The 26486-nt window shown below is 69.9% G+C and carries 27 protein-coding genes; 20 read left to right on the top strand and 7 right to left on the bottom strand.

Annotation, left to right across the window (positions count from 1 at the left end; translation table 11 throughout):
- Nucleotides 1-69: 69 nt before the first annotated feature.
- Nucleotides 70-642 (bottom strand): serine O-acetyltransferase EpsC, encoded by a 573-nt coding sequence (gene epsC, locus C1N74_RS11480; RefSeq protein ID WP_023955217.1) that lies wholly within the window; start codon nt 640-642, stop codon nt 70-72.
- Complete coding sequence (gene cysK / locus C1N74_RS11475) at nt 642-1595, bottom strand: cysteine synthase A (RefSeq protein WP_023955215.1); 954 nt, start codon at nt 1593-1595, stop codon at nt 642-644. The genes epsC and cysK overlap by 1 nt, the downstream gene beginning before the upstream one ends.
- Nucleotides 1596-1721: 126 nt before the next feature.
- Here cysK and prmC point away from each other — a divergent pair, with 126 nt between their 5' ends.
- The 17 genes from prmC (at nt 1722) to C1N74_RS11390 (ending at nt 18408) form a co-directional block, all read left to right on the top strand.
- Nucleotides 1722-2603 (top strand): peptide chain release factor N(5)-glutamine methyltransferase, encoded by an 882-nt coding sequence (gene prmC, locus C1N74_RS11470; protein WP_023955213.1) that lies wholly within the window; start codon nt 1722-1724, stop codon nt 2601-2603.
- Nucleotides 2604-2637: 34 nt separating this feature from the next.
- A complete protein-coding gene (locus C1N74_RS11465) occupies nt 2638-3396 on the top strand; it encodes an L-threonylcarbamoyladenylate synthase (protein WP_083990520.1) in 759 nt (252 codons plus the stop codon).
- Entirely contained in the window at nt 3393-4550 is a 1158-nt protein-coding gene (locus C1N74_RS11460; protein WP_023955209.1) for an MraY family glycosyltransferase, read from the top strand. Before C1N74_RS11465 ends, C1N74_RS11460 begins: the two co-directional genes overlap by 4 nt.
- Nucleotides 4547-5032 carry a hypothetical protein gene (locus C1N74_RS11455; RefSeq protein WP_088380207.1) on the top strand — a complete coding sequence of 162 codons (486 nt, stop codon included), beginning with the start codon at nt 4547-4549 and terminating at the stop codon, nt 5030-5032. The genes C1N74_RS11460 and C1N74_RS11455 overlap by 4 nt, the downstream gene beginning before the upstream one ends.
- Nucleotides 5033-5173: 141 nt before the next feature.
- The gene (gene atpB / locus C1N74_RS11450) at nt 5174-5980 is read left to right on the top strand and encodes a F0F1 ATP synthase subunit A (protein WP_023955205.1); all 807 of its coding nucleotides are present in this window, start codon (nt 5174-5176) and stop codon (nt 5978-5980) included.
- 43 nt (nt 5981-6023) lie between these two features.
- Entirely contained in the window at nt 6024-6263 is a 240-nt protein-coding gene (gene atpE, locus C1N74_RS11445) for an ATP synthase F0 subunit C (RefSeq protein ID WP_023955203.1), read from the top strand.
- A gap of 31 nt (nt 6264-6294) precedes the next feature.
- Entirely contained in the window at nt 6295-6849 is a 555-nt protein-coding gene (locus C1N74_RS11440; protein ID WP_071919289.1) for a F0F1 ATP synthase subunit B, read from the top strand.
- Entirely contained in the window at nt 6849-7637 is a 789-nt protein-coding gene (locus C1N74_RS11435; protein ID WP_023955200.1) for a F0F1 ATP synthase subunit delta, read from the top strand. The genes C1N74_RS11440 and C1N74_RS11435 overlap by 1 nt, the downstream gene beginning before the upstream one ends.
- Nucleotides 7638-7710: 73 nt before the next feature.
- Nucleotides 7711-9351: a F0F1 ATP synthase subunit alpha gene (gene atpA / locus C1N74_RS11430; RefSeq protein WP_023955198.1), complete on the top strand. Its 1641-nt coding sequence runs from the start codon at nt 7711-7713 to the stop codon at nt 9349-9351.
- Nucleotides 9352-9372: 21 nt separating this feature from the next.
- Nucleotides 9373-10275, top strand: coding sequence for a F0F1 ATP synthase subunit gamma (locus C1N74_RS11425; protein WP_023955196.1), 903 nt, complete (start codon nt 9373-9375; stop codon nt 10273-10275).
- 21 nt (nt 10276-10296) lie between these two features.
- Entirely contained in the window at nt 10297-11742 is a 1446-nt protein-coding gene (gene atpD, locus C1N74_RS11420; protein WP_023955194.1) for a F0F1 ATP synthase subunit beta, read from the top strand.
- Nucleotide 11743: 1 nt separating this feature from the next.
- Entirely contained in the window at nt 11744-12001 is a 258-nt protein-coding gene (locus C1N74_RS11415; RefSeq protein ID WP_023955192.1) for a F0F1 ATP synthase subunit epsilon, read from the top strand.
- A gap of 68 nt (nt 12002-12069) precedes the next feature.
- Nucleotides 12070-12822, top strand: coding sequence for a YaaA family protein (locus C1N74_RS11410; RefSeq protein WP_071919291.1), 753 nt, complete (start codon nt 12070-12072; stop codon nt 12820-12822).
- A gap of 111 nt (nt 12823-12933) precedes the next feature.
- Nucleotides 12934-13665, top strand: a complete 732-nt coding sequence (locus C1N74_RS16405) for a large exoprotein (protein ID WP_181405521.1) — start codon at nt 12934-12936, stop codon at nt 13663-13665.
- Nucleotides 13666-13748: 83 nt separating this feature from the next.
- The gene (locus tag C1N74_RS11400; protein ID WP_137750563.1) at nt 13749-14732 is read left to right on the top strand and encodes an aldo/keto reductase; all 984 of its coding nucleotides are present in this window, start codon (nt 13749-13751) and stop codon (nt 14730-14732) included.
- 72 nt (nt 14733-14804) lie between these two features.
- Nucleotides 14805-15605 (top strand): PP2C family serine/threonine-protein phosphatase, encoded by an 801-nt coding sequence (locus tag C1N74_RS11395; protein WP_023955184.1) that lies wholly within the window; start codon nt 14805-14807, stop codon nt 15603-15605.
- A 67-nt stretch (nt 15606-15672) separates the two neighbouring features.
- Entirely contained in the window at nt 15673-18408 is a 2736-nt protein-coding gene (locus C1N74_RS11390) for an FtsK/SpoIIIE domain-containing protein (protein WP_137750562.1), read from the top strand.
- On the opposite strand, the gene ald is transcribed toward C1N74_RS11390, so the two are convergent.
- Nucleotides 18374-19489, bottom strand: a complete 1116-nt coding sequence (gene ald / locus C1N74_RS11385) for an alanine dehydrogenase (protein WP_064955608.1) — start codon at nt 19487-19489, stop codon at nt 18374-18376. The two genes, C1N74_RS11390 and ald, sit on opposite strands and share 35 nt — an antisense overlap.
- 34 nt (nt 19490-19523) lie before the next feature.
- Nucleotides 19524-20513 (bottom strand): asparaginase, encoded by a 990-nt coding sequence (locus C1N74_RS11380; protein WP_023955177.1) that lies wholly within the window; start codon nt 20511-20513, stop codon nt 19524-19526.
- Nucleotides 20514-20565: 52 nt separating this feature from the next.
- On the opposite strand from C1N74_RS11380, the gene C1N74_RS11375 reads away from it, so the two are divergent.
- Nucleotides 20566-21045: an OsmC family protein gene (locus C1N74_RS11375; RefSeq protein WP_137750561.1), complete on the top strand. Its 480-nt coding sequence runs from the start codon at nt 20566-20568 to the stop codon at nt 21043-21045.
- Nucleotides 21046-21054: 9 nt separating this feature from the next.
- On the opposite strand, the gene C1N74_RS11370 is transcribed toward C1N74_RS11375, so the two are convergent.
- Both C1N74_RS11370 and C1N74_RS11365 read right to left on the bottom strand, forming a co-directional pair.
- The gene (locus C1N74_RS11370) at nt 21055-21858 is read right to left on the bottom strand and encodes a 1-acyl-sn-glycerol-3-phosphate acyltransferase (protein ID WP_036305910.1); all 804 of its coding nucleotides are present in this window, start codon (nt 21856-21858) and stop codon (nt 21055-21057) included.
- Between the two features lie 93 nt (nt 21859-21951).
- On the bottom strand, nt 21952-23415 hold the full coding sequence (locus C1N74_RS11365) for an HNH endonuclease signature motif containing protein (RefSeq protein WP_137750560.1): 1464 nt from the start codon (nt 23413-23415) through the stop codon (nt 21952-21954).
- Between the two features lie 139 nt (nt 23416-23554).
- On the opposite strand from C1N74_RS11365, the gene C1N74_RS11360 reads away from it, so the two are divergent.
- Entirely contained in the window at nt 23555-24532 is a 978-nt protein-coding gene (locus C1N74_RS11360; protein WP_137750559.1) for an FKBP-type peptidyl-prolyl cis-trans isomerase, read from the top strand.
- Nucleotides 24533-24587: 55 nt separating this feature from the next.
- Entirely contained in the window at nt 24588-25673 is a 1086-nt protein-coding gene (gene dxr / locus C1N74_RS11355; protein WP_064955605.1) for a 1-deoxy-D-xylulose-5-phosphate reductoisomerase, read from the top strand.
- A 9-nt stretch (nt 25674-25682) separates the two neighbouring features.
- Here the strand turns inward: dxr and pflA are convergent, their stop codons facing one another.
- The gene (gene pflA, locus C1N74_RS11350) at nt 25683-26486 is read right to left on the bottom strand and encodes a pyruvate formate-lyase-activating protein (RefSeq protein ID WP_240482595.1); all 804 of its coding nucleotides are present in this window, start codon (nt 26484-26486) and stop codon (nt 25683-25685) included.

The raw sequence follows: 26486 nt of genomic DNA, 5'->3' as shown, positions 1-26486 counted from the left end.
AGGATCGGCGGGTCCGGTGGCCCCCGCATCCGCCGTTTCTGGCAAGTCGACGGGAGCCGGCGATCAGACTCAGATGTGGTACTCGGGTGCGGTCAGCACCGCGCGGGTGTCCTCGCCCTCGCGGCGGACACGAGGACGGGCGGGCACGCCAACGAGCACCGAATCGGCGGGGGCGTCCTTCGTGACGACCGCGTTGGCGCCGACGACGCTTCGGGCGCCGATCGTGATCGGACCGAGGATCTTCGCGCCGGCGCCGACGGCGACACCGTCCTCGAGTGTGGGATGCCGCTTGCCGGCGTGACGGGTGCGACCGCCCAGAGTCACCCCGTGGTACAGCATGACGTCGTCACCGACGACGGCGGTCTCGCCGATCACGACGCCCATGCCGTGGTCGATGAAGAAACGCCTGCCGATCCGCGCTCCGGGATGGATCTCGATGCCCGTGAGCCAGCGGGTCAGCTGCGACCCGGCGCGCGCGAGGAATCGCGCGCGCCGGAGCCACAGCCGGTGCATGATGCGGTACGACCAGACCGCGTGCAGCCCCGGGTACAGCAACGCGATCTCGAGGCCGCTGCGCGCCGCGGGGTCGCGGAGCTTCGCGGCGGCCAGGTCTTCGCGGATGCGTGCTCGGAGCGATCCCATCAGTCTTCGCGCAGATCCTCGAACAGCGGGGTCGAGAGGTAGCGCTCACCGAACGAGGGGATGATCACGACGATGTTCTTGCCCTCGGCCTCGGGACGCGCTGCGACCTGGAGCGCGGCCCAGACGGCCGCACCCGACGAGATGCCGACGAGGATGCCTTCCTTCTGCGCGACCTCGCGCGCGACGCGGATCGCGTCGTCGAAGGTGACATCCTGCACCTCGTCGATGACGCCCTGGTCGAGGATCGGCGGAATGAAGTTCGGCCCGATGCCCTGGATCTTGTGGGGGCCGGGCTTCCCCTCGGTCAGCAGAGGGGAGTCCTTCGGCTCGACCGCGACCACCTTCACATCGGCGAGGCGCTCCTTGAGCACCTGGCCGACGCCGGTGATCGTGCCGCCCGTGCCGATGCCGGCGACGAAGTAGCCGACCTGGCCGTCGGTGTCGCGGAGGATTTCCTCGGCCGTCGTGCGGCGGTGGATGTCGGGGTTGGCCTCGTTGGCGAACTGCTTCGCGAGGACTGCTCCCGGCGTCTCGGCGGCGATCTTCTCCGCCTCCGAGACGGCGCCCTTCATGCCCAGCGAAGGGTCGGTGAGCACGAGCTCGGCGCCGTACGCCTTGAGCAGCAGACGGCGCTCCATCGACATCGACGAGGGCATCGTGAGGATGACGCGATAGCCGCGCGCTGCGCCCACCATGGCCAGTGCGATGCCGGTGTTGCCGCTCGTGCCCTCGACGATCGTGCCGCCGGGCTGGAGAGCGCCGGCCTTCTCGGCGGCGTCGACGATGGCGATGCCGAGGCGATCCTTGACCGACGACGCCGGGTTGTAGAACTCGAGCTTGGCGAGCACCGTGCCCGGCAGGCCCTCGCTGACGCGGTTCAACCGCACGAGAGGCGTGTTGCCGTACGCGGTGGTGATGTCGGGGTGGATGCCGTGGGTGACCGGGTCGGACATGTCTGCCTTTCGGGTTTTCGAGCGGATGCCGCGTCGCGGCGGGATCGTCGCCCCAGCCTATTGTCGCCCCTCGCCGTGGGAGCCGAATGTGACGAATCCGCACTCGTGATTAGGCTTGTCGGCGCCATGAGCACCGCGCCCCCTCCCGCATCGACCCTGACCGAGGTCCTGCGTGCCGCGACCGCCGAACTCGAGGCCGCCTTCGTCCCGACCCCGCAGGTCGACGCCGAGCTCCTCGCCGCGCACGTCCTCGGCATCGGACGGGGCGAGCTGTCGGCCGCGGTCTTCCGCGGTGACTCGATCGGCGAGGAAGAGGCCGCGCGACTGGCCGACCTCGTGGCCCGCCGTGCGGCGCGCGAGCCCCTGCAGCATCTGACCGGGGTTGCACCGTTCCGCCACCTCGAGCTCCGCGTCGGTCCCGGCGTCTTCGTGCCGCGTCCCGAGACGGAATCGGTCGCGCAGATCGCGATCGACCTGCTGCGTGCTGCCGCGGGCCCCGAGCCCGTCGCCGTCGACCTCGGCACCGGGTCGGGTGCGATCGCCCTGGCGCTGGCGACGGAGGTGCCGCACGCCCGGGTCTTCGCCGCCGAGAATTCCGTCGACGCGTTCATCTGGACGAAGGAGAACTTCGCCCTCGTCGGGGCTTCGAACGCCCGCCTCGCCTTCATCGACCTCGAGCGCGCTTTCCCGGAGCTCGACGGCACCGTCTCGGTGCTCGTGTCGAACCCGCCCTACGTGCCCGACGACGCGATCCCGCGCGACCCCGAAGTGCGGCTGTGGGACCCGCCGGCGGCGCTCTACGGCGGCGCCGACGGCCTCGATGTCGTGCGGACCCTGTCGCGAGTCGGGCTCCGCCTGGTGCATCCCGGGGGCAGTATCGTCATCGAGCACGGCGAGCTGCAGGGGGCCGCGATCCGCAGCATCCTGGCCTCCGACGGGTGGTCGGCAGCGGCCACCCATCCCGATCTCACGATGCGCGACCGCACCACGACGGCCGTCCGCTCCTGAGAGCGGCCGGGGTCCGCCGTACACTGGAGCGGTCATGTCTCCCGTTTTCGACTGCCGCGACGAGACCCAGGTCCTCCCCGGCATGCGCCAGGCGCGCCAGGCCATCGGCCGCGGCGATCTCATCGTCCTGCCCACCGACACCGTCTACGGTGTCGCCGCCGACGCCTTCAGCGCCTCGGCCGTCGCCAAGCTGCTCGCCGCGAAGGGACGGGGACGGCAGTCGCCGCCCCCCGTGCTCGTCGCCGGCATCGCCACGATGCGCGCGCTCGTGGCAGAGGTGCCCGAACCGGTCGAACGGCTCGTCGAAGCGTTCTGGCCCGGCGGCCTGACGATCGTCCTGCCGGCCCAGCCGTCGCTGTCGTGGGATCTGGGCGAGACCCGAGGAACCGTGGCCGTGCGGATGCCCGCCGACCGCTTCGCTCTCGAGCTTCTCGAGGAGTGCGGGCCGCTGGCGGTCTCGAGCGCGAACCGCACGAAGATGAACGCCGCCGTCACGATCGACGACGCGGTGCGGATGCTGGGCGACAGCGTCTCGGTCTATCTCGACGGCGGCCCGGCCGCGACCGGCATCGCCTCGACGATCATCGACGCGACGACGCTGGTCGGCTCCGACCCCGCTCCCGTGCGCGTGCTGCGCGAGGGAGCTGTCAGCCGTGAGGCGCTGCGCGACGTGCTCGGAGACCTGCTCGAGCCCGACCCGGAGCCCGAGCACGCCGAGGCGGCGAACCGCACGCCGATGGAGCCCGGCTCCGGGAGCGGTACCGGCGAGACCGCCGGCGGCAGCGTCGCGTGAGGCTCTACCTGGCCACCTTCGTGGTCACGGCCCTCGTCACCTTCGGGCTGACGTGGCTCGTCCTCAAGGTGAGCCTGCGGTACAAGCTCTACCCCGAGATCCGCGACCGCGACGTCCATAAGACGCCGACGCCGCGGCTCGGCGGCGTCGGGATGTTCCTCGGCGCCACGGCGGTCATCCTGACCTCCTCGCAGATCCCGTTCTTCGCGATCTTCTGGGCCAAACCCGAACCGATCTGGGCCATCCTCGCCGCGACCGCCCTCATCGTCGTGGTCGGGGTCGCCGACGACCTGTGGGACCTCGACTGGCTCATCAAGCTCGGTGCGCAGTTCGCCGCGGCGGCCATCGTCGTCGGTTTCGGGGGAGTGCAGATGTACACGATCCCCCTCGGCGGTCAGACGGTCGTGTCGAGCGCCGCGAGCTTCACCATCACGGTGTTCTCGATCGTCGTCGTGATGAACGCCGTCAACTTCATCGACGGTCTCGACGGCCTCGTGGCGGGCGTCGCGCTGATCGCGAACGGCGTCTTCTTCACCTACACCTACCTGCTCGGGCGCGACTTCGGCGCGAGCAGCTACGCGAACCTGGCATCCTTCCTCGCCGTCGTGCTCCTCGGCGTGTGCGCCGGGTTCCTGCCGCTGAACTGGAACCCCGCGAAGCTCTTCATGGGCGACTCCGGAGCGCTCATGATCGGACTGCTCATGAGCTGCTCGGCCATTCTCGTCACGGGCACCCTCGTCCCGGCCACGGGCGACAACGACGTGTTCGGCCGATCGCAGCTGCTGGGTGCGTTCATCCCCATCCTGCTGCCGGTCGTCGTGGTCCTCCTGCCGCTGCTCGACTTCGGGATGGCGGTCATCCGCCGCATGTCGAGGGGCAAGTCGCCGTTCTCGCCCGACCGCAAGCACCTGCATCACCGCATGCTCGACATGGGTCACAGCGACCGCGACGCCGTGCTGATCTTCTACGCCTGGACGACGGTCGTCAGCCTCTCGGTGCTGCTGATGTACATCGGAACCACCGCCGCCTGGCCGGGGGACTACCTCTTCGGCCTCGGCTTCCTCGTCCTCGGCGTCGCCGCGTGCCTCGTCGTGACCTTCATCCCCGCGCGCCCTCAGCGCCCGGCCGTCCCCGTGAAAGAGCCCTCCTCGTGACTGCGAACACCCCCGATCCCGCCGCTCGCCGCCGCATCTCCAGCACGCCCATCCTGCGCGCAGCGCTCACCTGGGGATTGATCGTCGGCGTCGTCGTCGCGGCGGCGCTCGCGCTCGTCGGCGGACTCGTCGCGGGCACGGAGGGCGCGTGGAGCGGTGTGCTGGGCGCGCTGGTCGGCATCGTCTTCCCGGCGTTCACCGCGCTCAGCATCCTGATCGGCAACCACTGGTACGGGCACCCGCAGTGGCTCCAGATCTTCTTCGCCGTCGTGCTCGGCGGGTGGCTGCTGAAGTTCGTCCTCGTGATCGTCGCGCTGCTGCTGCTGTTCCAGGTGGAGTGGCTCGAGCGGGGGATCTTCGCCCTCGCCGTGATCGTGGCGGCGATCGCGTCGCTCGTCGTCGATCTGGTCGTGCTCAGCCGGATGCGGCTCTCGGGGGCCTCGGATGTCGCGCTTCCGACGCGCGACACGATCCAGGATTAGGTCGAGCCGTAACCTTTGGTAGTGTGGGACTACACTCTGCGGCTGGTGTGCAGTGACGACACTGAGGCCCCGCTGGAGTTGTTCCCCTTCTAACCCTCACCGAGCTAGTCCTGGCTGGCCCGAGAAGCTGGAGCCAATACGTTGACTCAAGCGACGACGATTGTCGCAGCGGCGGCATCGGACAACGAGTTCCACCCGCCGTCCATCTCCGACTTCTTCCCGCCGGCTCTGCTGTTCGAAGGCACGCCCTTCGAATTCACCCGGATCAGCATGGTCCAGGTCATCGCGACCGTGGCGCTGGTGATCTTCCTGGTGGTCGGCACGCGCCGCCTCTCGGTGGTGCCCGGCCGGTTCCAGAGCGTGGTCGAGTTCGGCTTCGGCTTCGTCCGCGACCAGGTCGTGTACCAGGTCCTGGGCGAGAAGGACGGCCGCCGTTTCCTGCCTCTGCTGACGGCGATGTTCTTCACGATCCTGTTCATGAACCTCACCGGCGTCATCCCCGGAATGAACATCGCGGGAACCTCGGTGGCCGGTGCGCCGCTGGTGTTCGCGCTCGTGGCGTACGTCATGTTCATCTACGCCGGCATCCGCAAGCACGGCGTCGGGCACTTCATCAAGAACTCGCTCGTGCCGAGCGGTGTTCCGGTCTACCTGCTGCCGATCATCGCGCTCGTCGAGCTCATCTCGACCTTCATCGCGCGCCCGGTGTCGCTCTTCCTGCGACTGCTGCTGAACATGATGGTCGGCCACCTCATGCTCGTGCTGTTCTTCGCGGCGACCCAGTTCTTCCTCCTGGGCCTCAACGCCTTCACGCCGCTCGCGGCGGGAACGCTCGCGATGGGCTTCGCCTTCACCCTCTTCGAGATCTTCGTCTCGATCCTCCAGGCCTACGTCTTCACGATCCTCACCGCGGTCTACATCCAGCTCGCGGTCGCGGAAGAGCACTGACGAGCAGCTGACCGGCTGCTCGCCCTACGAAAGGAAAACACCAGTGGACGCAACGACGGTTCTCGCCCAGGTCACCGGCAACATCGCGACCGTGGGTTACGGCCTCGCGGCCATCGGCCCGGCCATCGGCCTCGGCATCATGATCGGCAAGACCATCGAGTCGACCGCCCGTCAGCCCGAGCTCGCAGGCCGCCTGCAGAGCACCATGTTCATCGGTGTCGCGTTCATCGAGATCCTCGCGCTGATCGGCATCGTCACGCCGTTCATCTTCAACGCGCTCTGATCCCGACGCGACCCACAGATAAGGAGACAGGATGCTGAACGCTCTTGTCACGCTTGCGGCGGAGGAGGGATCCAACCAGGTCCCGATCCTCCCGGCGGTCTACGACATCATCTGGTCGGCTGTCTGCTTCCTCGTCATCATCTTCGTGGTGGTGCGCTACGCGATGCCGCGCCTGAACACGGTGCTGGACGCGCGCAGCGCGGCCATCGAGGGCAACATCGCCAAGGCCGATGAAGCCCAGCGCAAGGCCGAGGCGGCACTCGAGGAGTACACCGCTCAGCTGGCCGAGGCCCGCAAGGAGGCCGGTGAGATCCGTGACGCCGCTCGCGAGGACGGTCGCAAGATCGTCGCCGAGGCGAAGCAGAACGCATCGGCCGAGGCCGAGCGCCTCACCACGGCAGCGCACACGCAGATCGAGGCTGAGCGTCAGGCGGCCGTCGTCTCGCTGCGCAGCGAGGTCGGCACGCTGGCCCTCGACCTGGCCGGCGGCGTCATCGGCGAGACCCTGTCCGACGACCAGAAGGCTCAGGCCGTCGTTGACCGTTTCCTCAGCGAGCTCGAGGCCTCCGAGAAGGCGTCGAACTGATGGGCAGCGCGACCACTCAGGCACTCGTCGCGACGACGGCGGCGATCGCCGAGACCCCCGGGCTCACGCTCGACGTGTCCGGTGAGCTGTTCGTCGCCGCGCGGGCTCTGGCGGACTCGCCGCAGCTGAGCGGCGCGCTGACGGACAACGCGGCCTCGCCGCAGGCCCGCGACAAGGTCGTCGGCGACGTGTTCGGTCCGGCCTTCGCGCCGCAGACCGTGTCGCTGCTGCGCACCGCCGTCGCGCAGCGCTGGTCCTCGGTCGACGACTTCGTCGACGCCGTCGAGGAACTGGCGATCCGCGCCGCGGCGGTCGCCGACCAGGGCGACCTCGAGAACGAGCTTTTCGGGGTGCTGCACACCGTCTCGGCCAACCCCGAGCTCGAGCTCGCCCTCGGCAGCCGGCTGGGTGAGGCCTCGGCCAAGGGAGCGCTCGTCGATCGTCTCCTCGAGGGACGCGCCGGTGCCGCCACGCGGCTCATCGCGTCGGCGATCGTGCAGCGTCCGCGCGAGCGCCGCGTGCGTCAGCTGCTCGAGCGGGCCATCCGCATCGTCTCGAACCAGCGCGGCCGCGTCGTCGCGAGCGTCCGCACGGCGACCTCGCTCAACGATCAGCAGCGCGCCCGCCTCGCCGAGACCCTCTCGAACCGCTACGGCACGCCTGTCGCGCTCAACCTCGTCGTCGACCCCGCGGTCGTCGGCGGGCTGCGCATCGAGATCGGCGACGACGTGATCGACGCGACCGTCGCCTCCCGCCTCTCCGATCTCCGCCAGCGACTGGCGGGCTGACCCACCTCACCGCCCGCAGGGGCGCACCGGCCGGATGCATCCGGACCCTCAGACTCAGGACCGAAGGAACACCATGGCAGAACTGTCCATCAGCCCGGATGTCATCCGTGACGCGCTGAAAGACTTCGTCGCCGCGTACGAGCCCACCGGGGCCGCCGCGACCGAGGTCGGCACCGTCGTCGACGCGGCGGACGGCATCGCCCACGTCGAGGGTCTGCCCGGCGTCATGGCGAACGAGCTCGTCCGCTTCGACAACGGCGTGGAGGGTCTCGCGCAGAACCTCGACGAGCACGAGATCGGTGTCGTCATCCTCGGCGACTTCGCCGGCATCGAAGCAGGCCAGAAGGTCACCCGCACGGGCGAGGTTCTCTCGGTCGGTGTCGGCGAGGGCTACCTCGGCCGCGTCGTCGACCCGCTCGGCAACCCGATCGACGGTCTCGGCGAGATCGCCACGACCGGCCGCCGCGCCCTTGAGCTCCAGGCACCCGGCGTCATGCAGCGCAAGTCGGTCCACGAGCCGATGCAGACCGGCATCAAGGCGATCGACGCCATGATCCCCGTCGGCCGCGGTCAGCGTCAGCTGATCATCGGCGACCGCCAGACCGGCAAGACGGCGATCGCGATCGACACGATCATCAACCAGAAGGCCAACTGGGAGTCGGGCGACGTCAACAAGCAGGTTCGCTGCATCTACGTCGCCATCGGCCAGAAGGGCTCGACCATCGCTTCGGTGAAGGGCGCGCTCGAGGACGCCGGTGCCATGGAGTACACGACGATCGTCGCGGCTCCGGCATCCGACCCCGCCGGCTTCAAGTACCTCGCTCCGTACACCGGCTCGGCCATCGGCCAGCACTGGATGTACGAGGGCAAGCACGTCCTGATCATCTTCGACGACCTGTCGAAGCAGGCCGAGGCATACCGCGCCGTCTCGCTGCTGCTGCGTCGTCCGCCGGGCCGCGAGGCGTACCCCGGTGACGTCTTCTACCTGCACTCGCGTCTGCTCGAGCGTTGCGCGAAGCTCTCGGACGACCTGGGCGCGGGTTCGATGACGGGTCTGCCGATCATCGAGACCAAGGCCAACGACGTCTCGGCGTACATCCCGACCAACGTGATCTCGATCACCGACGGCCAGATCTTCCTGCAGTCCGACCTGTTCAACGCCAACCAGCGTCCCGCGGTCGACGTGGGCATCTCGGTGTCGCGCGTCGGCGGCGACGCTCAGGTCAAGTCCATCAAGAAGGTCTCGGGAACGCTGAAGCTCGAGCTCGCCCAGTACCGCTCGCTCGAGGCGTTCGCGATGTTCGCGTCGGACCTCGACGCCGCGTCGCGTCGTCAGCTGGCGCGTGGTGCGCGTCTGACCGAGCTGCTCAAGCAGCCGCAGTACTCGCCGTACCCCGTCGAGGAGCAGGTCGTCTCGATCTGGGCCGGAACCAACGGCAAGCTCGACACCATCGAGGTCGAGGACGTCCTGACCTTCGAGCGCGAGCTGCTCGACTACCTCAAGCGCAACACGTCGATCCTCGACACGCTGCGTGAGACCAACGTGCTGGGCGACGACACCGTCGCCGAGCTCGAGAAGGTCGTCGACGAGTTCGTGCTCGAGTTCCAGGGCGGGAAGGGCCAGGCCATCAACAAGCCGGGCCACGAGGAGACCGCCGCCGCCGAGGCCGATGACGTGAACCAGGAGCAGATCGTCAAGGGCCGCCGCGGCTGACGCGGAGGACGACACACACTTATGGGCGCACAACTCCGGGTCTACAAGCAGAAGATCAGTTCTGCTCAGACGACCAAGAAGATCACGAAGGCGATGGAGCTCATCGCGGCTTCGCGCATTCAGAAGGCGATGGGACGCGTCCGCGCGTCCTCTCCCTTCGCGCGGGCTGTGACGCGTGCCGTCTCCGCGGTGGCGACCCACTCCGACGTCGAGCACCCGCTGACGACCGAGCGCGAAACGATCCGTCGTTCCGCCGTCGTCATCTTCGCCTCCGACCGCGGCCTCGCCGGCGCGTTCAACTCGCAGATCCTCCGTGAGGGTCTCGAGCTGGCCGAGCTGCTGCGGTCGCAGGGCAAGGAAGTGGACTACTACCTCATCGGTCGCAAGGCCGTCGGGTACTTCCAGTTCCGCCGGATGCGGGCTGCGGGGGAGTGGACGGGTGACACCGATACGCCGCACTTCAGCACGGCCGAGCAGGTCGCCGGGGCTCTCCTCGACGCCTACGCTCAGGGCGGCGAAGACGGCGGCGTCGACGAGATCCACCTCGTGTACAACCGTTTCGTCAGCATGATGACGCAGACGCCGGAAGCGGTCCGTCTGCTGCCCCTCGAGGTCGTCGAGGCCGATGCCGCGACGGCGGACCAGGCTCCGGTCTATCCGCTGTACGAGTTCGAGCCCGACCCCGAGACGGTGCTCGACGCGCTGCTGCCGGTCTACGTCCAGAGCCGCGTGTTCAACGCGCTGCTCCAGTCGTCCGCCGCGAAGCACGCCGCGACGCAGAAGGCGATGAAGTCGGCGAGCGACAACGCCGACAAGCTCATCACCGACTACACCCGCCTGCGCAACAACGCTCGCCAGGCCGAGATCACTCAGCAGATCGCCGAGATCGTCGGCGGCGCCGACGCTCTGGCGTCGGGCAAGTAAGACCAACCGAAAGAGACAGACATGACCACCGTCACTGCCGAAGCCACGTCGGTCGTCGGCCGCGTTGCGCGCGTCACCGGCCCCGTCGTCGACATCGAGTTCCCGCACGACTCGATCCCCGACATCTACAACGCGCTCAAGACCACGATCACGATCGACGGCGCGTCGACCGAGATCACCCTCGAGGTCGCTCAGCACCTCGGCGACGACCTCGTCCGCGCGATCTCGCTGAAGCCGACCGACGGCATGGTCCGCGGCCAGGAGGTGCGCGACACCGGTGGCCCCATCACGGTCCCCGTCGGCGACGTCACCAAGGGCAAGGTCTTCAACGTCACGGGCGACGTTCTCAACGCCGCCGAGGGCGAGACCATCGAGGTCACCGAGCGCTGGGGCATCCACCGCCAGGCGCCGAGCTTCGACCAGCTCGAGTCGAAGACCCAGATGTTCGAGACCGGCATCAAGGTCATCGACCTCCTCACGCCCTACGTCCAGGGTGGAAAGATCGGCCTCTTCGGTGGTGCCGGCGTCGGCAAGACCGTCCTCATCCAGGAGATGATCCAGCGCGTCGCGCAGGACCACGGTGGTGTGTCGGTGTTCGCCGGTGTCGGTGAGCGCACGCGTGAGGGCAACGACCTCATCCACGAGATGGAGGAGGCGGGCGTCTTCGACAAGACCGCCCTCGTCTTCGGCCAGATGGACGAGCCGCCGGGGACGCGTCTGCGCGTCGCCCTGTCGGCCCTGACGATGGCGGAGTACTTCCGCGACGTGCAGAAGCAGGACGTGCTGCTCTTCATCGACAACATCTTCCGCTTCACGCAGGCCGGCTCCGAGGTCTCCACGCTGCTGGGCCGCATGCCCTCGGCCGTGGGCTACCAGCCCAACCTCGCCGACGAGATGGGTGTGCTCCAGGAGCGCATCACCTCGACGCGCGGTCACTCGATCACCTCGCTGCAGGCGATCTACGTCCCCGCTGACGACTACACCGACCCCGCCCCGGCGACGACCTTCGCTCACCTCGACGCGACGACCGAGCTCTCGCGCGAGATCGCGTCGAAGGGTCTCTACCCGGCCGTCGACCCGCTGAGCTCGACGAGCCGCATCCTCGACCCGCGCTACATCGGTGAGGACCACTACCGCGTGGCCACCGCCGTGAAGCAGATCCTGCAGAAGAACAAGGAACTGCAGGAGATCATCGCGATCCTCGGTGTCGACGAGCTCTCCGAAGAGGACAAGATCGTCGTGTCGCGTGCACGTCGCATCCAGCAGTTCCTCTCGCAGAACACCTACATGGCGAAGAAGTTCACCGGTGTCGAGGGCTCCACGGTCCCGATCAAGGAGACCATCGAGTCGTTCGACGCGATCGTCAAGGGCGACTTCGACCACGTGGCCGAGCAGGCCTTCTTCAACGTCGGCGGTATCGGCGACGTCGAAGAGAAGTGGGCGAAGATCCAGAAGGAGAACAGCTGACATGGCTCTGACGGTCACGCTCGTCTCCGCCGAGGCGGAGGTCTGGTCGGGTGAGGCATCCCTCGTCGTGGCCAAGACCGTCGAGGGCGAGATCGGCTTCATGGCGGGGCACGAGCCGGTGCTCGCCATCCTCGCCGAGGGCCAGGTGCGCATCACGCAGCCGGGCGGCGAGAAGATCGTCGCCAACGCGCAGGACGGCTTCCTGTCGATGGAGGGTGACGAGCTCACCATCGTGGCTGGCAACGCCGCGCTGGCCTGACCCGTACCGCGTCTACGAGAGACCGCACCCTCCGGGGTGCGGTCTCTCGCGTTGAAGGGAGACAACGGATGCTGGTGCTGCTGCCACCCTCCGAGACCAAGCGTGCCGGCGGCACCGGCGCGCCGCTCGACATCGACGCGCTCGCGTTGCCGCAGCTGGCCCCCGAGCGACGGGCCGCGGTCGCTGCCCTCGTCGCACTGTCGGCGGACCCGGATGCCGCAGCGCGGGTGCTGAAGCTCAGCGCCCGTCAGCGGGGCGAGGTCGCGGTCAACGCCGAGCTGACGACGTCTCCGACGATGCCGGCCGTCGACCGCTACACGGGTGTGCTGTTCGATGCGCTGGGCTCGACGAATCTCGATTCCGCCGCACGAGACTGGCTCGGGGAGCACGTGCTCATCCAGTCGGCGCCATTCGGTCCCGTCGCCGCACTCGACCCGATCCCCGCGTACCGTCTCGCGGCCGGGGCATCACTCCCCGGCATCCCGCCGCTCCGGCGTCACTGGGCTGCCGCAGGCTCCGCCGCGCTGGGGGAGACGAATGCGCCTTTCGTCTTGGATCTGCGATCCGAGGCCTATGTGGCGCTCGCTCCGGTGCCTGCGGCGATGTCGTCGGCCTTCGTACGCGTCGTCTCCGCCGGCGCCGACGGGACGGTACGCGCGCTGAACCATTTCAACAAGCACGCGAAGGGGGAGCTGACCCGCGCGCTCGCGCTTTCGGCGCCGGCGGTGGCGTCGCGAGCCGATCTCGTCGCCTGGGCGGATGCGAACGGGTGGGTGCTGCGCGAGGCAGCGGTATCCGGCGAACTCGAGCTCGTCGTCTGAGTCAGCGGGGACCGGCCGTCATCGTCTCACGCGACAGCCCGTGTTTCGCTAGCATGAGCGGCGACCGACGACGCGAGCGCGTCGTCCAGGTCACGACTGAGGAGGTCGTTCATGTCGGGTTACTACGACGATGGTGCGGGGGCGGGCGCGGTTCTCGCCCTTCTCCTGCTGATCCTTCCCATCATCCTGATCCTCGCGCTCGCGGGCTACATCATCAGCTCGTTCTTCTACATGAAAATCTTCGAGAAGGCCGGTGTGCAGGGCAAGTGGCGTGCCTGGGTGCCGATCTATCGCGAGCTGGTCTTCGCGAAGCTCGGTGACATCTCGCCCTGGGTCATGCTGGGCGCGCTCGTCGCGACGGTCGTGCTGAGCAACATCCCGGCGATCGGCTTCATCTTCAGCTACCTCGCGATCATCGCTCTCGCTCTGGCGAGCGTTCGCGTGGGCCAGAAGCTCGGCAAGGACTGGCCGCTCGTGCTGCTCTACATCCTGCCGGGTATCGGCGGCTTGATCTGGCTGGGTATCGCAGCCTTCTCGAGCTCGCCGTGGAACCCCAACGTGCAGCCTTCGCCGTGGCGCACCTCGTTCCTTCGCGACACGACCGTCTGGCAGGGGATCCCCGTTCAGCCCGATGGCGGAGCAGCTCCTGCAGCCGGCGCCTACGGTGCCCCCGGCGCCGGATACGCTCCGCCCGCGGCCCCCAGCACCCCGCCGGCCGGCTCGTACCCGCCGCCCGCTGCTCCGCCGGCACCTCCGGCCGGTGCCTACCCGCCGCCGGCAGCACAGCCGCCCGTCACGCCGCCGACCACCGAGCCTCCCGCTCCGGACGCCCCGCGGCAGTGAACACCCGAGGAGCCCTCGTCGAAAGACGGGGGCTCCTCCTCGTCTCGGCCGTGCACACCGTGCCCCGGGTCTACGGTGGAAGGATGGACGACGCAGTGCAGACCCGGCGACTCGGAACCTCCAGCCTTCTCGTCTCGGCCGTCGGGCTGGGATGCAACAACTTCGGTCGGCGGGGGACGCCCACACAGACGCTGGACGGCACGGTCGCCGTGCTGGATGCCGCCTTCGACGCCGGCATCACCTTCTTCGACACCGCCGACATCTACGGCGGGGAGCCCGGCCTGTCCGAGACTCTGATGGGCGAAGCGCTGCACGGGCGCCGTGACCGCGTCGTCGTGGCCACGAAGTTCGGCCACAGTGCGGTGGACCTCGGTCTGCCCGGCGCCAAGGGGTCGCGCGTCTACATCCGTCGAGCGGTTGAGGCGTCGCTCGAGCGTCTGCAGACGGACTGGATCGATCTCTATCAGCTGCACACGCCCGACCCCGAGACGCCCATCGAGGAGACGCTCGACGCGCTGTCGGAACTCGTTCGTGAAGGGAAGATCCGTTACATCGGCCATTCCAATTTCGCGGGGTGGCAGATCGCCGAGGCGGAGGCGGTCGCACGCGCCCGCGGGGATGTGCCGTTCGTCTCCGCGCAGAATCACTACAGCCTGCTCGCGCGCGCCGCCGAGCGAGAGGTGCTGCCGGCCGTCCGGCACTTCGGCCGTGGCTTCCTGCCGTACTTCCCGCTGCACAACGGCCTGCTGACCGGGAAGTTCACGCGGGATCACATTCCCGCCGACACGCGTGTCGCTCGGGAGCGGCGTCACCTGTGGGAGAACGCGCCGTGGGATGCCATCGAGGCCTACCGCTCGTTCTGCGATGAGCGGGGCATCACGATGGTGCAGGCGACCTTCGGCTGGCTCCTGGCGCAGCCCGCGCTGAGCAGCGTGATCGCCGGCGCGACCTCTCCCGAGCAGGTGCGCTCGAACGCCGCGGCGGCCTCGGCGTGGCAGCCCAGCGCCGATGAGTTGGCGACGATCGACTCGCTCTTCCCGCTTCCGTCGGACCCCGCCGCGGGCTGACGGAATCCCGCACCACGGGTGCGTCCACTAGAGTGTGACACGCCCATCCGTCGACGAAAGAAGAGTGACAGCGTGCCCGACCCCACGACCCAATCCCGGATCGTGGACGTCCCGTCCGGTGCGATCGAACTCCGGTGGGCCGCCGCGACCGATACCGGACGTCGACGCGACAGCAACCAGGATGCCGTTCTCGCGCAGTATCCGCTGTTCATCGTCGCCGACGGCATGGGCGGACACATCGGCGGCGAGATCGCCAGCGCGAGTGCCGTCGATCGTCTCCGTGGTGTCGCCGATCGCGGCGTCGTCACTCCCGAAGACATCGAAGAGGCTCTCGAGCGGGCTGTCGGCGACATCGCCGATCACCCCGAGACGACCGACGACGGAACCGGCACCACCGTCACCGGCGTGTACCTCGACATCGTCGACGGCGAACCGCAGTGGACGACTTTGAACATCGGCGACTCGCGGGTCTACCTCCTGCGCGACCAGGCGATCGCTCAGGTCACGACCGACCATTCCGTCGTCCAAGAGCTCGTCGCCGCGGGGCGGCTCAGCCCCGAGGAGGCGGAGCAGCACCCGTACGGGAACGTCATCACGCGCGCCGTCGGGCCGAGCGACGGTGTCACTCCTGATTACGTGCGTCTGGATGTCGTCGACGGCGACCGGTTCGTCATCTGCAGCGACGGGCTCACGAAGGAGCTGACGGACTACGGAATCCTGCATTTCCTGCTCGAGAACCCCGATCCCGCTGCGGCGGTCTCGGCGATGATGACCGCCGCGCTCGAGAACGGCGGTCGCGACAACGTGACGATCATCGTGCTCGACGCGCACTTCCGCAGCGCCGACGACGCCTCCTCCCCGAACGCGGACTGAACCCGGCTCTCCACCTCCTGCGCCATCAGGATGGTGGCACCACGAGTGCGTTGCTTGACTCGGACGCGTGCATCCGACCGTCCCCTTCGACGACCCGATCCGGCTGCCGCCGCCGCGGCCTGAGACACGGCGTCCGCCGCTCCCGGTGTGGGCGCTGGCGGTCCCGGTGGCGGGTGCCGTCCTCCTCTGGCAGATGACGGGGTCGCCGACGGTGCTGTGGTTCGCGGCGCTCGGGCCCCTCGTCGCGGTCGCGTCGCTGCTCGACGGGATGCGCGTGGCGCGTCGAGAGCGGCGCAGCTCCGCGGGGAGCGCCGCTGCCGGCCTGCGGTCCGCTCACGCCGAGCTGGACGAGCGCCACGCACACGAGCGCGCCGACCGCTGGCGCACGACGCCGGATGTCGCCCGACTCCTCGCCGCCCCCGACGATCTGTGGCGTCCGAGGCCCGCCCGCGACCTGGTGGTCGTGGGATCGGGCGACGCGCCGTCGCGCACGCGTGTCGATGGTGACGCGCCGCCGGAGTTCCGGCAGGCCGCCGCCACCGTGCGCGACGCGCCGGTCACGGTCCCGCTCACGGCGGGGATCGCGGTCGTCGGGCCCGCAGCGCCCGCGGCGTCGATCGCGCGAGCTCTCGTGCTGCAGATCTGCCTCGTCCACGGGCCGGGCGAAGTCTCGCTCGTCGCCGCGGCCGAGGACTGGGCCCGAGAGCTCCCGCACGCGTCGGTGCTCGCAGGATTGCGGCTCTGGTGGGGGTCAGGGGCGCCACCCGCGGATGCCGACATCGCGATCGTGTGCGTCGACTCGGTTGCCCCGCCCCCGCAATGCGCCGCCGTCGTGCGAGTGTCCGGCGTCGACGAAGCGGTGCTGGGGTATAGCGGTTCCTCCTCGGTGCTGCGTCCGGAGACGATCGGCCGGGCCCAGGCGACGACGATCGTCGCGCTGCTCCGCGAACGGGCCACCGCGGTGGGCGGCGACGACGTGACGCCACTGCCGTTCGACGATCTTCCTCGCCCCGGCGGCGCGGGGCTCACCGCGGTGCTCGGAGCCGGCCGCGGCGGTCCTGTGATCGTCGATCTCGTCGACGACGGGCCGCACGCGGTCGTGGTGGGGGCTACCGGCAGCGGGAAGAGCGAGCTGCTCGTGACCTGGATCGCGTCGCTCGCGCGGGCCTCGCCGCCGTCGCGGGTGAATTTCCTGCTCATCGACTTCAAGGGCGGTCGGGCTTTCGACGCGTTGACGTCGTTGCCGCACGTGGCAGGCGTGGTGACGGATCTCGACGACCGGAACGCTGTGCGTGCGATCGAGAGCCTCGCCGCCGAGGTGCGGCGCCGGGAACGGGTCCTGGCCGAGCTCGGGGCACGTGACATCGCCGAGGCGTCCGATGCGCTGCCGCGGCTGGTGGTCGTCGTCGACGAATACGCCGCGCTTACGGCCGCTCACCCCGCGATGCACGACGTGTTCGCCGACATCGCCGCACGCGGCCGCGCGCTCGGGATGCATCTCGTGCTGGCGACGCAGCGTGCGGCGGGGTACCGCGAAGCGGTGCTCGCCAATGCGCCGCTGCGGATCGCCCTGCGTGTGGCCGATGGCGCGGAGTCGCGCGCCGTGCTCGGGTCGGCGGAGGCTGCGGCACTGCCCGGTGGACGCGCGGACCGCGGTGCCGCGCTGGTGAAGCGTCCGGCGGACGCGCAGCCGCACCTGCTGCGGGTGAGTCTGTGTCCTCCCGAGGCCATTGCGGACATCGCTCGAGCCGCCGCGGGAGCGACTCCGGCCCGTCGCCCCTGGCTGCCGCCGCTGCCCGCTCACATCGCGCTGGCCGAGGTGCGGCGGGAGGGGGCCCTCGTTCTGGGTGTGGCCGACGAGCCGGCAGAGCAGCGTCGGCGCGTCGTGGTCCTCGACGGACGTGCGCCGGGAGCAGGGGTGCTCGGACGCGCGGGGTCGGGGCGCACGACGCTCTTGCGAACCATCGCGGCACAGGTGCCCGCCGACCGGCTGTGCTGGGTACCCGGCGACCTCGAGGCGGCGTGGGACGTCGTCACCGCGCTCGATGACGTTCCGGAGGGCTGGGTGGTCGTCGTCGACGATCTCGACCGCCTGCTCGCGGCGTTGCCCGACGACTACAGCGCCGCCGCGGCGGCGATCCTGGAACGCGTCGCGCGCGACGCTCGAGCCCGCGGCATCCAGTTCGTCTGCGCGGCGCAGCGGATAACGGGAGCCGTCGGGAGGATCATCGACCTTCTGCCCGATCGTGCGGTGCTCACAGCGGTCTCGCGGTCGGAGCACGTCTCGTTCGGCGGTGACCCATCGCACCACGACCCGTCGGCGCCGGCGGGGCGGGGGAGATGGGGTGGTGCGCTCGTCCAGTTCGCCGATCCCGGCGACGTTCCTCCGCCGCGCGGCGAGGCAGCGCTCCCCGGTGTGTTCGAGCCGAGCTTCGCCACAGCGTTCGTGGCACCGCCCACGGGCGCCACGCAGGCGGTGCTCGACCACTGGCGCAGTCGCGGCCTCGAGGTCACTTCTGTGGAGCAGACGACGTCCCTACGCCCGGGGAGGGTCGTGTGGGGCACCCCTGAGGCATGGATCGGTCGCTGGCGCGGCGCGGCGGCAGGCGCGCAGACGCGGGTTCAGCTCGTGGTCGACGCCGCCTGCGGGTCTGAGCTGCGGCTCGTGACGGGCAGCCGGCGGTTGCCGCCCTACGCCGTGCCGGGCCGCGGGCGCGCGTGGGTCATCGACACGCGGACGGATCGTGTCCGCCGGGTCGTCCTGCCTCTCAGCCCAGCGCGACGGCCAGCGAGCCTGCCGTGAGATCGTGCGCTGCTGCCACGCCCTCGTTCACGACCTGGCCCGCGGCGGTGTTGAGTCCGGCCGCGAGCGCGGGGTCGGAACTCAGCGCCCGGCGCCAGCCGTGGCGGGCGATCTGCCGCACGTAGGGGAGTGTCGCGTTCGTGAGAGCTGAGGTCGAGGTGTTCGGCACGGCGCCGGGCATGTTCGCGACGCAGTAGAACACCGTGTCGTGCACGCGGAAGGTGGGATCGGCGTGGGTCGTCGGCCGGGTGTCCTCGAAGCAGCCGCCCTGGTCGACGGCGATGTCGACCAGCACCGAACCCGGTCGCATGCGTGCGACGGTCTCGTTGCGCACGAGCTTGGGGGCTTTGGCGCCGGGGATCAGCACCGATCCGATCACGAGATCGGAAGCCACGACCGCGCGTTCGAGATCGAGCGGGTTGGAGGCGGCGGTCTTGACCCGCCCCTGGAAGTGGTCGTCGAGGAAGCGGAGGCGCTGGATGTTGGTGTCGAAGATCGTCACGTCCGCGCCGAGGCCGGCCGCGATGTATGCGGCGTTCGCGCCGGCCACTCCGCCTCCGATGACCGTGACCGCGGCGGGCCGGGTGCCGGGGACACCGGACATGAGCAGGCCGAGACCGCCGGCCGAGCGGAGCAGCGTGGAGGCGCCCACCATCGGGGCGAGGCGGCCGGCGACCTCGCTCATCGGTGCGAGGAGCGGCAGGCCCCCGCCGGGGAGCTGCACGGTCTCATAGGCGATGGCGGTGATGCCGCTCTCGACGAGCCGTTCGGTGAGCGGGCGGTCGGCCGCGAGGTGCAGGTAGGTGAACAGGACCAGGTCATCGCGGAAGCGGTGGTACTCGCTCGCGATCGGCTCCTTGACCTTCAGCAACAGCTCGGCGCGCGCCCAGACCTCGTCGGCGTCGTCGAGCAGCACTGCTCCGGCGTCGGCGTACTCCGAATCGGGCAGCGACGAGCCCTCGCCGGCACCGCGCTGGACGAACACGTCGTGGCCGTTGACGACGAGGTCGTGCACACCCGATGGTGTGAGCGCAACGCGGTACTCGTTGTTCTTAACCTCGCTGGGAACGCTGATGCGCATGGCAGTCCTTTCTGCGCTCCCTCGTGAGGAGCCGCTACACCGTCGGCCGGATGATGCCGACGTTCTGTCCGCCGCCGAGCACGGTCAGCGGAAGATGAGAGATCACGCGGGCCACGGGTGCGGCCTCGAGGGCGCCTGCCCGCACCAGCAGGGTGAGCGCGATCGCCGACGCGGCGCGGCCGTTGCCGTCGAGCACCTTGAGGGCCACCGTGGTCCCGTCGGGGGCCACCATGACGAGCACGCCCTCGGCGCCGGTCTTCGCGAAGACTCCGAGTCGCTCGATCGCGACGGTGTCGGGTCGCCCGGGACCATCGATCGTCCAGGGATTCTCGCGAACGGCCCGGACGAGGGCACCAGCCATGCGGTGCAGTGCGAACGGCGAACGCTCGCTCGCGGTGCCGATGCGCTGGATCGCGCGCCCGAGCGCGATGAGGCTCATCGCGTAGACGGGGGCGCCGCATCCGTCGATCGCCATCGCCGAGGCCTTCGTGCCGGTCAGTCGTTCGATGACCTCCCGCGTGTGCACCTGAAGCGGATGCTCAGGGTCGAGATACGTGGCGGTGTCCCAGCCGCTCGCGACGCACGCAGCCAGCATCGCGGCGTGCTTGCCCGAGCAGTTCATGCGGATGCGGGTGGGGGTGCCGAGTTCCCGCACGATCTCGTCGCGCGTGGCGGTGTCGCCGGGCCAGGCCGGTGGGCAGCCGAGATCGTCCTCGCCGAGGCCTGCGTCGTTCAGGATGCCGCGGACGACCGCGACGTGCCGATCGGTGCCGGAGTGGCTGGCGGTGGCCAGGCCGAGCCGTTCCCCCTCGAGCGAGGCTCCGGCGGTCATGCTGGCGAGTGCCTGCAGGGGCTTGAGGGTCGAGCGCGGCAGGATCGGTGCGTCTACGTCGCCGAGGGTGCGGATCGGGCTGCCGTCGGCTCCCAGGACGACCGCTGCGCCGGCGTGACGGGACTCGATGAAACCGCTGCGCTCGACGACCGCGAGCTCGACGGCGGCGGGAACGGCGAAGGTCTGCGGCACCCCGACAGCCTACCGTCGCGGGCCCCGCCGTGCCGCGTGTCAGACTGTCTGCATGTTGGGTGAGCACCGCTATTGCGTCCGGGCCGAGTGGACCGGGAATCGCGGCACCGGAACGAGCGGCTACCGAGACTACGACCGGGCCGTCACGCTGAGCATCGACGGAAAGCCGTCGCTCGCGGCGTCGAGCGACAAGCCGTTCCGCGGAGACCCGACCCGGTGGAACCCGGAGGATCTGCTGCTCTCGGCGCTCTCCGAATGCCACCTGCTGTCGTACCTTCACGCGTGCGTGACGGCGGGGGTCGTCGTCGTCTCGTACACCGATGACGCGACGGGAACGATGCGTGAGGACGGGCGGGGTGGCGGCGCGTTCGCGGAGGTCGTCCTGCGACCCCGGGTCGTCGTCGCGGAGGCCTCGATGCGAGAGGCGGCGCTCGAGGCGCACGCTCAGGCGAATGCCTGGTGCTTCATCGCGAACTCGGTGAACTTCCCGGTGCGCCACGAGCCGACGATCCTCGTCTCGGGCGAGGAGTGACCTGTCTGGTCAGCGGCGTTCGTGCGGCAGAGCCTGCTTGATCCGCTCGACGGTGTTCTGCGGCGGGGCTTCGTTGTAAGCGCCTGCCAGCTCCTGACCTGACAGGGCGTGGATGGCAGCCATGATCTCGTCGGTGGCGTTGCGGCGGGCTCGACCGGAGTCCGCCGAACCGTGGTGGCTGAGGTCGAGTGGCTCGCCGAAGCGGACGGTCACCCGCGGACGGAGCCGCGGGAACTTCGCCCCGACGGGCATGATGTCGCTCGTCCCGATGAGTCCGACGGGGATCACCGGTGCGCCGGTCTGCAGCGCGAGGAAGGCGACACCGGTGCGCCCCTTGTAGAGGCGGCCGTCGAGAGAGCGCGTGCCCTCGGGGTAGAGCGCCGTCGACCATCCGGCGTCGAGCATCTTCTTCTGCTGGTCCAGGGCATCGAGCGCGGCTTGGCCCGCTCCGCGGCGTACCGGGAACGCGCCTGCAGCGTAGAAGAACTCGCGCGACAGCCACCCGCGGAATCCGGTCCCGTCGAAGTAGCTCGACTTCGCGAGGAACCGCACCGGGCGTGGCGACGCCATGGGGATCACGAAGGAGTCGATGAAGGAGAGGTGGTTGCTCGCCAGGATGACGGCGCCCTTCCGGGGGAAGTGCTCGCGTCCTTCGATGCGCGGCCGGTAGATCATGCGAGCCAGCGGTGCGAGCACCCACCGGCCGATCACGTAGGTGAGACCGATTCCGGGGACTGCTTCGACGGCGGCTGCGGCTTCGTCGTGCTCGCCGGGCTCGCCGGACTGCGGCTCGGTTGCGTCAGCGTTCACCAGACGAGGCTACTGCGGAACGCATAACTGCGCGGACATGTTGTGCGAGCGCACACGACCGACGTGGGCGGGCGAGGCCGTATCGAGTACGGATCGTCAGAACGGTGGAGCTCCCGGTCCGGGTGGACCCGCGGTCGTGAACGCCACCAATGGTGGTGGTGCGTCTTCGCGGTAGATCCGTCCGGTGGGGGAGGTCCAGACGAGCCTTCCGCCGGGGAGTTGTCGGACTCGCCAGCGGGTGTGGTGTTTGACGTCGTGGTGTCGTTTGCAGAGGTTGGCGAGGTTGCACACGTGCGTCGCACCGCCGTCGGAGGCAGCGATTGTGTGGTCGAGCTCGCAGCGGATCGCCGGTTGCCGGCAGCCGGGGAATCGGCAGTGCTGGTCGCGGGCCCGCAGCAGTCGCGCCATGGCGGCGGTCGGCCGGTAGGTGTCGCACTCGAGCACGGTCCCGGTGACCGGGTGGGTGAGTAGCCGGTCCCACGAGGTGGCGTTGCCCGCCAGCTCCCGCGCGGTTGCGGCATCGATGGGGGAGCGGCCAGCGAGATCGGCCGGCCCGTCGTCTTGCCCCATGAGGGTGAGCGCGGAGACCGCGACCTGAACGTGCGCCCGGATCGCTCCGAGGGTTCCGTTGCCGTCGCCGGTCGCGGTGGGGTCGAGGGCGGGTGTGCCGGCGAGGAGGAGGTCACTGAGCACGTCGGCGCGGACCTGATCGATGCTTCGCGCATCGTCGACGAACGACGACCCGTCGCGAATCGTCGTGTCGGCACCGGGACCGCCACCGTTAGCGTCGGCTCGCGCGCCACGCGCGTCGGCTCGAGCGCCAGCGCCACCGGACGCCGCGTCGGCTCGAGCGCCAGCGCCAGCGCCAGTGCCACCGGACGCCGCGTCGGCCTGCTGCCGCACGTTGATGATCTCCCGGGCCTGCCGCGTCAGCCGGTCGACAATCCCATCCGCGATCACCGTCGGCAGGGTCGCGATGAGATTCGACATCCCATCCGCGCCGGTCTGCACCCGCACGCACCGCCCCGCCGCGGCCTCTTCATGCCGCTCCGTGAAACTCCGCGGGTGCATCCGCTCGGCGATCATCCGCAACGCGTCCCGCACCCGGTTCGGGGTCTCGCCCTCGCACCGCTCGACCGCGACGCGTTCGAACTCCGCCCGCTCCTCCGCGGGTACCAGGCATCCCGTCTCCTGGATGACCCGCACATGCCCGCGGACGATCCGCCCGTCCCCCCACGCCGCCATCGTCACCGGATAGTTCTCGACCAGGTCTCGCGCCTCGTCGATGCGGCGCTGCACGGTCCGGTCGGTCGCGACGAACACCCCAGCCAGCTCGGCGGCGATTCCGCGCAGCGCCATCTCACGCGCCTTCACGCGTTCCGACGCCCCAGCGGCCTGCTTCTCCGCGAGAACCCCGGCGGCGGCGAGCACCCGAACCTCACGAATCTGGGCCAACCGCGCAGCATCCGCCGCCCCCTCCGCATCCGCCACCAGAGCTGCGAGCGCAGCGACGTCACCGTCGCTGCACATCCCGCCGCTCATCCCGCCATTCGAATGCATGTTCTAATATTGCCACGGGCCTCCGACATCGCCCCGTCGCAATCCACAACGCTGACGGAGGGCGCCCCGGGTTCTCAGCGCGCACTGATGCTGGTGCGAGAGGATGACAGTTCCGTCTCCCCGATCGAAGAGGTTCTCCGTGCGTCTGCGCCCGTTCGCCGCTCTGTCCGTCGTCGCCGTCTCGGCGCTTGCGCTCGCCGGTTGCGCGGGCGGTGACACGGCCACCGAGTCGCCCAGCCCCAACGCTTCCGGCGGGTCGGAGCAGTGCCTCGTCGACGCCCAGCCGGGGGAGTCCTCCGACAGCATCGAGGTGTCGGGCGCGGCGCCCGAGCTGACGGCGACGGTCGACCCGGGCCTCGAGCCCGCCGAGATCGAGCGGACGCTCACGACCCGCGGCGACGGCGAGGACCTCCACTCGGGCGACCTGGTGTCGGGGTCCTACGCGATCTACGACGGCGCGACGGGCGAACTGCTCGAGCAGTCGCGCGACACCTCGCCCGACGACTCCGGGCTGGTTCCGGTCCTGCTCGACGCCCAGCAGTACTCGGTGTTCGTCGCGGCGCTCGAGTGCGCCCCGCTCGGCTCGACGGCGGCTCTGGCGATTCCCGGGTCGGCGTTCGGCGAGGGCCGGACGGCCGTGGTGGTCGTCGCGGAGGGCGTCGAGAAGCTCCCGACTCGGGCGACCGGCGCCGACCAGGCGCCCGTCGACGGCATGCCGACGGTCGAGCTCGCCGACGACGGCGCCCCCACCATCACCCTCCCCGGCACCGACGCGCCGACCGAGGTGAAGCTGGCGAACCTGAAGACCGGCGACGGCGCCACGATCCAGCCCGGCGACACCGCATTCGTGCAGTACACCGGCGTGAAGTGGTCGGACGGCTCGGTGTTCGACTCGAGCTGGGACCGCGGCCAGCCTGCGGCGTTCCCGACGAACGGGGTCGTCGCCGGCTTCCAGCAGGCCCTGGAGGGACAGCAGGTCGGCTCGCAGGTGCTCGTCGTCATCCCGCCGGCCGCGGGTTACGGCGCGCAGGAGGGCAGCGAGCTCCAGAACGAGACGCTCGTCTTCGTCGTCGACATCCTCGGCGTCCAGCGCACGCCCGCGCCGGCCGCAGGCTGAGGTCGCCCGCCGCCGCGCCAACCAACCCGGCACCCGCAGCACCTAGGCTGACGGGATGCGTCGCGTCATCATCCTCGGCTCCACCGGTTCGATCGGGACGCAGGCGCTCGACGTCATCGACTCCCGGCGCGACCGGTTCGAGGTCGTCGGGCTTGCCGCCGGGTCGAACGCGCGGATGCTGGAGGAGCAGGCAGCTCGCTTCGGGGTGACCCGCACCGCACTCGGCGCGGCTGATGCGGAACGTCTCGTCCGTGATGTCGACGCCGACGTGGTGCTCAACGGCATCACCGGGTCGGTCGGGCTGGGGCCCACTCTCGCCGCGCTCGAGTCGGGTCGAACACTGGCGCTCGCGAACAAGGAGTCGCTGATCGTCGGCGGCGAGCTCGTCACCTCTCTCGCCGCGCCCGGTCAGATCGTTCCGGTCGACTCCGAGCATTCCGCCATCGCGCAGGCCCTGCGGTCGGGCGAGCCCGACGAGGTGCGCCGGCTCGTGCTCACGGCATCCGGTGGGCCGTTCCGCGGCCGCCGGCGCGACGAGCTGGCCGCTGTGACCCCCGCGCAGGCGCTCGCTCACCCCACCTGGGATATGGGACGCGTCGTGACGACCAACTCCGCGACGCTCGTCAACAAGGGGCTCGAGGTCATCGAGGCCCACCTGCTGTTCGGCGTGGACTACGACCGCATCGACGTCGTCGTGCATCCCCAGTCGGTGGTGCACTCGATGGTCGAGTTCATCGACGGCTCCACCATCGCCCAAGCCTCGCCGCCCGACATGCGCCTGCCGATCTCGCTGGGCCTCGACTGGCCGCGCCGAGTCGCGGGCGTCGGCGCTCCGCTCGACTGGACACGTGCGGGCGAGTGGACCTTCGAGCCGCTCGATGACGCAGCGTTCCCGGCTGTCGCCCTCGCCAAGCGCGTGGGCGGAGAGGGGGGAACCTACCCGGCGGTGTTCAACGCCGCGAACGAGCAGGCCGTCGAGGCGTTCCACGCCGGGGCGCTGAGCTTCCTCGGGATCGTCGAGACCGTCGAGCGCGTCGTCGACGCGCACCGTCCGCCGAGCGAGCTCACACGGGAGTCGCTCGCGGAGGCCGAGTCGTGGGCGCGGAACGCCGCTGACCGCGCGATCGGTGCGACGCGATGACGGCCGCCGTCAGTAGACGGTGAGGCCTCGCGCCGCGAACTGACCGCGGACCCGCGCGAGCAGCTCGGCATCCGGCGTCGGTCGCCCGGCGAGCGGGTAGGGGATGCCGAGTCGCTCCCACTTCGACGTACCCATCTGATGGAACGGCAGGACCTCGACGCGGTGCACGTTCTGCCATCGGGCGACGATGTCGGCGACGGCGTCGACGTTCTCCACGGCATCCGTGAGTCCGGGCACGAGCACGAACCTGATCCACACGGGCGTGCCACGAGCGGCCAGGCGGTCGCCGAAGTCGATCGTCGGCTGCAGGTCGCGCCCGGTGACCTCGCGATAGGTGTCGGGCAGGCCCGACTTCACGTCGAGCAGGACGAGCGAGACGTCGTCGAGCAGCGCATCGGATGCCGCGCGACCGAGATTCCCCGAGGTGTCGATGGCGACGTGGACGCCGAGCTCGGCGGCGGCCCGGGCCAGGCGCGTGACGAAGGTCGCCTGCTGCAGCGGCTCACCGCCGGAGATCGTCAGTCCTCCTCCCGTCGCCCGGAAGACCGGCAGGTACCGGCGCAGACGGGCGACGATGTCATCGAGCTCGGTGAGCTCGCCGTCACGCTGACGCCACGTGTCGGGGTTGTGGCAGTACTGGCAGCGCAGCGGGCATCCCGCGAGGAAGAGGGTCATCCTGGTGCCGGGGCCGTCCACGGAAGTGACGAGCTCCCAGGAGTGCACGCTCGCGACATGCCCGGACCGTCGTGCGGCGAGACGGTCGTGACGGGGGTCGCTCAGATCGGCGGTGCAGGCCGCGCCCGGCACCAGGAT

This window comes from Microbacterium sp. SGAir0570 (genome assembly GCF_005491085.2).
Classification (GTDB): domain Bacteria; phylum Actinomycetota; class Actinomycetes; order Actinomycetales; family Microbacteriaceae; genus Microbacterium; species Microbacterium arborescens.
The sequence above is the reverse complement of the archived record's forward strand: the minus strand, read 5'-3'. Positions and strand labels throughout refer to the sequence as shown.